Below are 9706 nucleotides of genomic sequence, written 5' to 3'. Positions count from 1 at the left end.
GGCACAGGCACAACATTATTTAGCGGCGCGCTAGCATCTTCCACTTCCAATAACATATAAGCAGCCGTCATACGGCCGGATTCGGGGATAAAGCAAAATATTTTTTCGCCGGGTTTTACCTCATGGGTATCCAAAAATTCTGCCAACATAATAAAAATGGACGCAGAACCGGTATTGCCACGGGTTGCTAAATTGCTATACCAGCGTTCACGCGGAATAGTCAGCCCAGCTTTATCCAATAACTCTTCTACTACCGGAATAAAACGCGCGGATGAATAGTGGCAAAGGAAATGATCGATCTCATTTGAGGTTATCCAACCATCATGCACCAACTTCACATATTCATGGATACTCACATCAAACAGATGCGGCAACAGGCGGATATCCTGTCGCAAGGACAAGGCACCCGCTGCTTCTGCTTCACTAGAAGACGGAAAATCGAGAAATGACTTGCTGCGATCTTCAGTCAAACCCAATTGCATACAGACCGGATAATCACCGGCAAAACTTTTTTGGTGAACCCAGTTTATTTTTATACGTACATTTTTTTTCGTAGCAGGTTTGTTCGTAAGTAACAAAGCGCCTGCACCATCAGATAACATCCAACGCAAAAAATGCGCATCAAAATCACTGCTATAACCGCGCGGCGCAAAGCGGCTCTTTTTGAAAATACGCGACGGCATTTCAGCAGCCGCTACCAATGCTTGCTGATGTGCACCCAGTTCAATCGACTGCGCCGCAAATTCAATGGCAGAAATTCCGGCGGCGCAAACACCAAGGCTCGATAAGGTTTCCATCGGCGGCGCGCCCAACTCGCCCTGTACCATGGCGGCAAAACCGGGAATTAATGCATCGCTACCTGAAGAGCCTACTGCAAGTAGGCTGACATCATTCAGCGTTGCATTTGCGCGATTGAGGCAATCGTGAATTGCGTTAGCAGCCAATCTGGTGTGGGAGGTTTTTGTCTCACCATTTTTATCGATCGCGTAATGACGGGTTTGGATTCCATTTTCCGCCAGGATTTTATTTTTAATGCGCAGCGAGATGCGATTTAGGGGCGCAATAAAATCATCCATCGCCTCATTGTCTACCGGCTCACCCGGCAAGTGGTAACCAGCAGACTGGATATAGACACGATTAAAACGAGTAGGCATAAATTAATCCTTGTTATGTAGCGAGCGACTGCGCCAGCGAGAGTGTAAAGATCCTAACAAATAGGTGCGCCCCATATAGCGCAGCAAACCTTTTTCATTTAATGCAGGATTTACCTGCGCCGTATATTGTTCCGCAAGTTGCGGCAATAAAGACCAATGCGCACGTGGATGCCGGTGATGCGCCGTGTGCAGACCAATATTGAACAGCAGCGGATTTACCCAGCCATAAAAATTGCGCGCAAACTGTAAATTATTGCCTCTGCCATCGGCGTGAGCGTGCTGCAAATAATTAGTCGCCAACAACCAATGCAAACCATGCAATTGGGGAATCAGTACCAATATCAGCCACTTTTCCCAATCGATTGCGGCCAAACATAACCACAAACTAATCACTAACAGGTACTGCAATACACAGTAATAAAAATACGTACGCCGGAATTGATAGCGACGCTTTAAGTATGAGAAAAAACGCGGGTACAAAACCCAAATGGCTTGCAGCGGATGCAATAGATAACCGAGCAAATTATTAGTATCGCCGCGAGCACCGGGTGGCTGGGTAAAGCGATAGGTACGCGCAACATCCTGCTCGCCATGCTGATGACGATGGTGATTACCAATATGGGCAGGATAGAACACAAATGTCGGATGACCTTGCAGCAGCGTAATCCATAAATCCGTTAAGCGGTTTAATCGGCGTGAACGCCACACACGCAGATGAGTGTGATTGTGATGAATTACTCCCACTCCTAAGGTCAGAAATAATTCCAGCAGATATAACGGCCAGCTAAATCCATTGTGCCATTGCCACACCACCAATGAAGGCAACAGCAATAGATACACCACGCTCTGCCAATCGCGCCAATACCGCATAATCATTAACGCACTCGCCAGCGATTGATTTGTTTGTCGGCAGCGTCTGCAGGCAAAGCCGTTTTAAAAATCCAGTCCATAAACGGAAACATAAAACCGTAGTTGCCATTAAAGCAGGCGTGGTGCAAATGATGGCGGCGCGCACCGTTAAAAATAACGCGCGGCGAACGAGGATTAAAATCAAAATTGGAATGACCGATACTATTGAACAGCAAACTGAACAAGGGCACGGAGAAAAGTGCATAGACACTAAAATCGTGCGCCATCATTGGCAATAAAATCACATTGCCTAACATCATCGCTTCTACCGGATGAAACGCATAAGTAGACCAAGGCGTGGTTACTACCGAGCGATGGTGCGGTAAATGGAACTGCCGTAGCCAGCGCGTATGCAATAACCAATGGTTGATGTAAAAATGGATTTCATTCCAGATAATCAATACAAAAATTTCGCCCGCAATTTGTAACCCGGAAGGGTTAACCGCTAGTTGAGCCCAACCAAGCTGCAACAAGCCCCAAGGGAAAATCATACCTACCCCAAAAATAGCGATGGAGCTGGCTGACAATAATAACTCCCGTTGCAGCTGGCCATTACCCAACGGACGCGGATCAAGCTTAATGCCAATATGCAAACGCGGCAGCAATTGCTGGGTGAGGATTAAATTGAATGCGCCAAATAATAAATAGATGCCGCCAAAAAATGCCAGCCCAACGCCGGCAATTTCAAGAGCAGAACACTGTAAAATAAATTCGCGCATTCGTTTTTCCTATCACTCTTCTACTTGACCAACCTTGCTGTATTAAGCAAGTGCAGTTGCATTTACCAGGTTTAATGCCAAGGTTTTGGATGCAGCAAAATCAGTCTTTCCGCTGCCCAACTTTGGAATAGCCGCAACAGCTTTTACTATTGCTGGAATCATCAGCGGATTGCAATTATTGGCCAACAATTTCTGGCGCAACTCAGCTTCTGCTAATTCAATCGTGATTAGCAATACGATTTGTTCACCTTTCTTTTCATCGGGAAGATTAACCGCCACCATTTCAACATCGATATCGCCCAATGTCTTTTTGATTTCTTGTTCAACCGCACCCAAGCTAACCATCTCGCCACCCAATTTGGCAAAGCGTGAATATCGGTCAACGATTGTCAGGAAGCCATCAGTATCAAGATGCCCCTTGTCACCGGTTTTATACCAACGGCGACCGTCTAACTCTACTATCACTGAACGTGTTTTTTCGTCGTCATTCAAATAACCCAGCATAACCTGCGTTCCCGAAATCAGGATTAAGCCATCCTCTCCTGCGGGCAAAGTTGCCAGAGATACGGGATCTACAACCCGGAACGAACAACCCGGCAGAGGCAGACCAACCGTACCGATTTTATTACCGGTTTGCACGTGCCAATCGTTCAGATCCAATTGATCAGGAATATTAACACTGGCAACCGGTGTCGTTTCGGTTGCACCATAACCTTCGTAAATCACTTTATTAAAACGTTGCTGGAACTCTTCGCGAATATCTACCGATAATTTTTCAGCACCAGCAACTACCACGCGCAATGATTCCAGCATCAACGACTGCACTTTTTTATTGCGGTTATAGAGGCGCAAGAAAGTAGCCGTTGCACACATAACAGTAACCTTGTAACGCGCAATGGCTTTGGCAATATTAAGTACGTCAGTAGGGTCCGGATGGCATACAACAGGAATACCTTCCACCAACGGCAAGAAGGTAGTAACGGTTAAACCAAATGAATGAAATGGTGGCAAGCAACCCATGACCAAATCATCTTCACGCGTTTTGAGCACATCGCTAATTTGTTTGATATTCGCCATAAAGTTGCGATGACTAAGCACAATCCCTTTAGGTGTGCCTTCACTACCACTTGAAAAAAGAATTGCCGCCGGATCATTTACCCTTACGCATTTACCAAACAGTTTATAAAACCATTCGGCCGGCAATATATGGCCTGCAAAAAATGCAAGCGCCAGATCTTTTTTCGACAATTCCTCTTTAAGGGATTCCATGTAAACCACACGCATGCCCTGCAGTAAGCCTTCAGTATCCAAACCTCGATCCGCTAATTTCTGGATAAATTTTTCCGAGGTGTAAACCGTTTTTATCTCAGCATTTTTTACACCTGATTGCACTGCGGCAACACTGGTGGTGAAGTTGAGGTTAACTGCCGCCTGCCCGTTCAACATTACCGCCATATTGGCGATAACAGCGGCGCTGCTCGCAGGCAATAAAATGGCAACGTTTTTCTCGACATCCAGATTGCGCATTTGTTTGGAAAATGCACTTACCACTGCCAGCATTTTGGCATTACTGAGTGTTAAGCCATTAGAATCAATCACGCTGTCGGCGGTTAAATTTGCCTTGGCTGCGCGAATCCATGCCAGAGGTATAGGATCAAACTCTTTACTCTGCTGCTCCCAGGCTTCAAACGACAACTCAAATACTTTTTGTTTCAACTGGCTGGTGGTGGTACTCATCGGCAATACCGGACCAAAAGTCACTACAACTTCACGGCGTAAACCGGGCGAAGTATTTTTACGCAGCTTCTCACTGCGTGCACGCGATAAGCGGCTACCCCACAAACCATGCAAATAAAAAGGAACAATTGCGCCCTCAACTTCATCAACCACTCGCTCAAAGCCACTGTGAAACACACCCAGCGAACCCGTGCGACTAATTGCGCCCTCAGGAAATAAACAAACTACTTCACCCGCTTTTAGTAATTCATTAATTTTGATCAGCGACTCTTTGCTTTGCCCGCTGCTGATAGGAATTACACCAAAAAATTTAAAAAAGGGTTTCAGATACCATTGTTCGTAAATACTGCGCAGCATGACAAAACGCACAGGGCGCGGACAGGCAATCTGCACCATCGCCCAGTCAATCCAGCTGATGTGATTCCCCAACAACAATACACCACCGGTTTTGGGTAAATTGTCAAACCCTGCCACGGTCACTTTATATTTACCCTGCATCAAAAATGCAGCGATGATGCGCGTTAACGAGTGTGGCAATTCATACACGGTATAAATCGCACCGATCAACGCCACCACCATTAACAACATAAATAATTGCACGCTGCCAAAACCGATGTGCGCTAGCAACATGGTAAGACCGAGGAACGAAATCATGCCGATAGTTTGTACCCAGTTGTTACCGGCAAGAATGGTGCCCATATCCTCTGCTTTGGCGTGATACTGAATCAGTGCATTTAGCGGAATAATAAATAATCCACCCAGCACCCCCAGTGCGCCAAATGTCAGCGCCATTAGTAACAGCGAATCCAGAGTGGGCAACAAACCCAGCAATAGTGCAAAACCGGTTGCCCCTACAGGAATCAAACCCAGCTCAATATAATTTTTGGATAAGCGACCCGCGATAAGTGAACCCAACACAATACCGATTCCCGTACAAGCAAGAATTCCTTGAATGACCAGCGTGTTATTTTCATTCAGCACTTCTTTTGCGTAAGCCGGGAATGAAGCGAGCACTGCTTGGGAAATAGCCCAGAAAACTGTCAGACCGATAATCGACAACCAAATAGGACGCTTATTGAAGATGGTTTTTAAATTGTGCAGAAGATAGGAACCGCGCAAATAATTACCGACAACAAAATGTTTCGCAGGCGCATCAGCATGTTCAGCATCGGTGTTGTTACTGCAATCCGGCAATTGGTAAACCTTCCATAATTCAAACACCGTTAACGCAACTAACAACCATCCCAATGGAGCTATGTGCGCGATAATGTTATTCGCATCGCTGAAGAAAAGATCAGCCAACAGGTATTCAAATAAGGCAGAGAATACAAAGGTCGCACCGAGCATGGAGACAATCGTAATCGCCTGCACCATCCCGTTTGCTGCAGCCAATTGCGCATTACCTACTAATTCACGGATGTATCCGTATTTTGCCGGAGAATAAATTGCGGCCTGTATACCGAGCACCAGGGTCATCGCAAAGGCCAACCAAAAGAAGCCCAGATAATAGGCCGCCACAATTACCAATACCGCAACCAATGCGAACCAGGCGCTGTAGCGCATCACTTTATGTTTTGGATATTTATCGGAGATAAAACCGGCAGGAGAAAACAACAGGACAAATGGAATTAAAATAAGTGCATTGACCAATGCAGTCAGCATGACCTGCTTATCACCGTCATAAATTTTAAATACCGTGTTTTGAATAATAATCTTGTGCCCCAGGTCGACGAAGGCGTTGATAAACAACACGATTAGGTAAGCACTGAATCCTTTAATGCGGAGCAAAGACTGCACGGGTGGTATCTCCTGAATGTGAAAATGGGAATTGAACCGGCTGGCGTAAAGATCCCTCCAACCTCAAAGCCCGCCCAGCATGCCTATCTGTTTCAAACACTTCCACCAAACAATGCAAAGTAGCTACAAGATGCGCCAAAAGTTGCGTATATTGATACTTTCAATAAGATTATTGCTGGATCGTCATCTATGGCACAACTAAATACCCTTATCCTGACCCTGAAAAAGGCACTCAAAAGCCATGGGCTGACCTATGCGATGGTGGCAAAGCATCTCGAACTTACCGAGGCCAGCGTCAAACGCTTGTTTGCCGACCAGCATTTATCGCTGCAACGGTTGGAGCAAATTTGCCAATTGATGGAGCTGGAGATTTCTGACCTTGTGCAGCTAATGCAGGAGCAGCAAACGCGCCTACAGCAATTAACCCATGAGCAGGAAGAAGAGATCACCAGCGATCTGATGCTATTGCTGATTACGGTGTGTGTGCTCAACCGCTGGACTATGGCGGACATATTGGACTACTACACCATCACGCCCCATGAATGCCTACAGCAACTCGCCAAACTCGACCGTTTGAAAGTCATCGAATTGTTACCGCACAACAAAATCAAATTGCGCGTGGCAAGCAATTTTGGTTGGCGAGAAGGAGGGCCAATCCAACAATTTTTTCAGGAAAAAATCGCAGAAGAATTTTTCAGGCACAAATTCGACAACGAGAATGAAAGCCTGGCCGTGCTCAATGGCATGCTTTCAAAAGAAGGGCACAAAGAATTTCAGCGCAAGCTGAAACGGTTAGCGCGCGAGTTTAATGAACTCACAACTCAAGACACTCATCTGCCGTTAAATGAACGCCACGGCATTACGCTGGTGTTAGCCGCACGAAATTGGAAATACGGATTGCTACAACCACTTCTGCGTAGCGAATAAAAAAGGCCGATGCTCGCACAAGCATCGGCCTTTTTCATAACACGCCAATCACACTGGCGCTAACAACTTACAAACTCAACACCTTCTCACCGCGTGAAATTCCGCACACACCGGTACGAACAACTTCGATGATTGAGGCATCGCCGACGGCTTGTAAAAACGCGTCGAGCTTGTCGCTCGCGCCGGTGATTTGGATGGTGTAGAGCGTGCTGGTTACATCCACGATCTGGCCGCGAAAAATATCCACACAACGTTTAACTTCCGCGCGCTGCGCACCGGATGCTTTGACTTTGATCAGCATAAGTTCGCGCTCAATATGCGAACCTTCGGTCAAGTCTACCAATTTAACAACATCAATTAATTTATTGAGGTGCTTGGTGATTTGCTCGATTTTGTGATCATCACCCAAGGTAGTCAGCGTCAAGCGCGACAGGGTTTCATCTTCAGTCGGGGCAACAGTCAGGCTTTCAATGTTGTAACCGCGCTGGGAAAACAAACCCACTACGCGCGACAAAGCACCGGGAGCGTTTTCAACTAATACAGAAATAATGCGTCTCATATCAGGTGCGCTCCGTTTTGCTCAGGATCATATCGCGCATGGATTGCTGCGCAACCTGCATCGGATAAACGTGCTCGCTTTGATCAACCATGATATCCATAAATACCACGCGGTCTTTCATTGCAAAACATTCGGCCAATTTCGCTTTGAGATCTTCTTTTTTGGTAACGCGGATTCCCACGTGACCATAGGCTTCTGCAAGCTTGATGAAATCCGGCAGCGAATCTTCATACAGACTTTCCGCGTAGCGGCTGGAGTACTGCATGTCTTGCCATTGGCGAACCATGCCGAGCGCCTGATTGTTCAAGCAAATGACTTTTACCGGCAGATGGTATTGGGTGCAGGTAGACAATTCCTGAATACACATCTGGATTGAACCTTCACCGGTTACGCACACAACGGTCGCATCGCGATCCGCCATTTGCACGCCCATAGCTGCTGGCAAACCAAAGCCCATAGTGCCGAGGCCACCAGAGTTGATCCAGCGACGCGGTTTGTCGAACAAATAATATTGCGCGGCAAACATTTGGTGCTGGCCCACGTCAGAGGTAACGTAAGCATCGCCCTTGGTAACTTCCCAAATCGCCTGGATAACTTCCTGCGGTTTGATTTTATCGCTGGTAGTATCAAAACGATTCTTGGTGTAAATACCGTGACGCTCACGCCATTCGTTGATTTGCTCCCACCAAGAGGCGAGCGCTTCTGCATCAGGCTTTTCGTCCGACTCTTTAATCAACGCCAGCATTTCGCTCAGCACGCTATCAACTGCACCTACGATAGGTACATCGGCAACGACGGTTTTGGAAATCGATGCAGGATCAATATCCACATGGATAATTTTTGCCGTCGGGCAAAACTTGCTGATGGCATTGGTTACGCGGTCATCAAAACGTGCACCTACAGCCAGAATCACATCGCTGTGATGCATCGCAGTATTCGCTTCGTAAGTGCCGTGCATACCGAGCATGCCGAGGAAATTTTTACCGGTGCCAGGATAAGCGCCCAATCCCATCAGGGTATTGGTTACGGGGTAATTCAGCAGATCAACCAGCTCTTTTAACAAGTGCGATGCATTGCCTTGCACTACGCCGCCACCGGTATAAATCATCGGGCGCTTGGCGCCGAGCAGCAGTTGTACTGCTTTTTTGATCTGGCCGGAGTGACCGCGAGTCGCTGGGGTGTAAGAACGCAGCTTCACCTTCTCTGGATATTCGTAAGCAAAGGTATGCGCAGGGTGAGTCAGGTCTTTAGGCACATCGATAACTACCGGACCAGGACGGCCGGTCGCCGCAATGTAATAGGCCTTTTTTACGATCTCGGGGATTTCGCTGGCGTGTTTGATCATAAAGCTGTGCTTTACGATCGGGCGGGAGATACCCACCATGTCGGTTTCCTGGAAAGCATCTTCACCAATCAGATGACTCATCACCTGACCGGAAATCACTACCATCGGAATAGAATCCATATAGGCCGTCGCAATACCGGTAATGGCATTGGTCGCACCCGGGCCGGAAGTTACCAGCACAGTGCCCACTTTGCCGGTCGCGCGCGCGTAACCATCGGCAGCATGGGTTGCAGCTTGTTCGTGGCGAACAAGAATATGTTTAACGTCTTTTTGACGAAATATAGCGTCATAAATATGCAGCGCAGCGCCGCCCGGATAGCCGAAAACGTATTCAACGCCTTCGTCTTTCAGGGCGCGGATGAGCATATCTCCGCCTGAAAGCATTTCCACAATGATTCCCCTTTTAGGATATGAATCGCATTATGCGCGTGTGTCTTTTGTACCACTGAGGGCGAAAGAAAGAGTCACACTGGAAAGTATTGGCACTTAGGGCAGGCCAACACCGTGAATGATCCACGATCAAAACCCGGCAAGGTCAGGATCGGATCAGCGAAAACCG

Annotated in this window: 7 protein-coding genes; 1 reads left to right on the top strand and 6 read right to left on the bottom strand. The window is 47.1% G+C overall.

The window, feature by feature from the left end; translation table 11 throughout:
• The 4 genes from AAGC78_RS20770 to AAGC78_RS20755 form a co-directional block, all read right to left on the bottom strand.
• Positions 1–1154: beta-ketoacyl-ACP synthase III (locus AAGC78_RS20770; protein ID WP_435786025.1), on the bottom strand; the 1154-nt coding region annotated here is incomplete at its 3' end.
• A 3-nt stretch (positions 1155–1157) separates the two neighbouring features.
• The gene (locus AAGC78_RS20765) at positions 1158–2030 is read right to left on the bottom strand and encodes a fatty acid desaturase (RefSeq protein WP_435786024.1); all 873 of its coding nucleotides are present in this window, start codon (positions 2028–2030) and stop codon (positions 1158–1160) included.
• Complete coding sequence (locus AAGC78_RS20760; RefSeq protein ID WP_435786023.1) at positions 2030–2782, bottom strand: sterol desaturase family protein; 753 nt, start codon at positions 2780–2782, stop codon at positions 2030–2032. The genes AAGC78_RS20765 and AAGC78_RS20760 overlap by 1 nt, the downstream gene beginning before the upstream one ends.
• 42 nt (positions 2783–2824) lie before the next feature.
• The gene (locus tag AAGC78_RS20755; protein ID WP_435786022.1) at positions 2825–6316 is read right to left on the bottom strand and encodes an acyl-[ACP]--phospholipid O-acyltransferase; all 3492 of its coding nucleotides are present in this window, start codon (positions 6314–6316) and stop codon (positions 2825–2827) included.
• A gap of 189 nt (positions 6317–6505) precedes the next feature.
• On the opposite strand from AAGC78_RS20755, the gene AAGC78_RS20750 reads away from it, so the two are divergent.
• On the top strand, positions 6506–7243 hold the full coding sequence (locus AAGC78_RS20750) for a helix-turn-helix domain-containing protein (RefSeq protein ID WP_435786021.1): 738 nt from the start codon (positions 6506–6508) through the stop codon (positions 7241–7243).
• 67 nt (positions 7244–7310) lie between these two features.
• Here the strand turns inward: AAGC78_RS20750 and ilvN are convergent, their stop codons facing one another.
• Entirely contained in the window at positions 7311–7802 is a 492-nt protein-coding gene (gene ilvN / locus AAGC78_RS20745) for an acetolactate synthase small subunit (protein WP_062061070.1), read from the bottom strand.
• A 1-nt stretch (position 7803) separates the two neighbouring features.
• Positions 7804–9537, bottom strand: coding sequence for an acetolactate synthase 3 large subunit (locus AAGC78_RS20740; RefSeq protein ID WP_435786020.1), 1734 nt, complete (start codon positions 9535–9537; stop codon positions 7804–7806).
• Positions 9538–9706 lie beyond the last annotated feature (169 nt).

This window comes from Cellvibrio sp. (assembly GCF_039207905.1).
Taxonomy (GTDB): domain Bacteria; phylum Pseudomonadota; class Gammaproteobacteria; order Pseudomonadales; family Cellvibrionaceae; genus Cellvibrio.
This window is presented reverse-complemented; position numbering and strand designations above follow the sequence as displayed.

What these genes read in the sequence shown, in the direction of transcription:
- AAGC78_RS20760 (WP_435786023.1), bottom strand. Translation starts at nt 2,782, where the DNA reads ATGCGCGAATTTATTTTACAGTGTTCTGCTCTTGAAATTGCCGGCGTT.
- ilvN (WP_062061070.1), bottom strand. Translation starts at nt 7,802, where the DNA reads ATGAGACGCATTATTTCTGTATTAGTTGAAAACGCTCCCGGTGCTTTG.
- AAGC78_RS20765 (WP_435786024.1), bottom strand. Translation starts at nt 2,030, where the DNA reads ATGATTATGCGGTATTGGCGCGATTGGCAGAGCGTGGTGTATCTATTG.
- AAGC78_RS20750 (WP_435786021.1), top strand. Translation starts at nt 6,506, where the DNA reads ATGGCACAACTAAATACCCTTATCCTGACCCTGAAAAAGGCACTCAAA.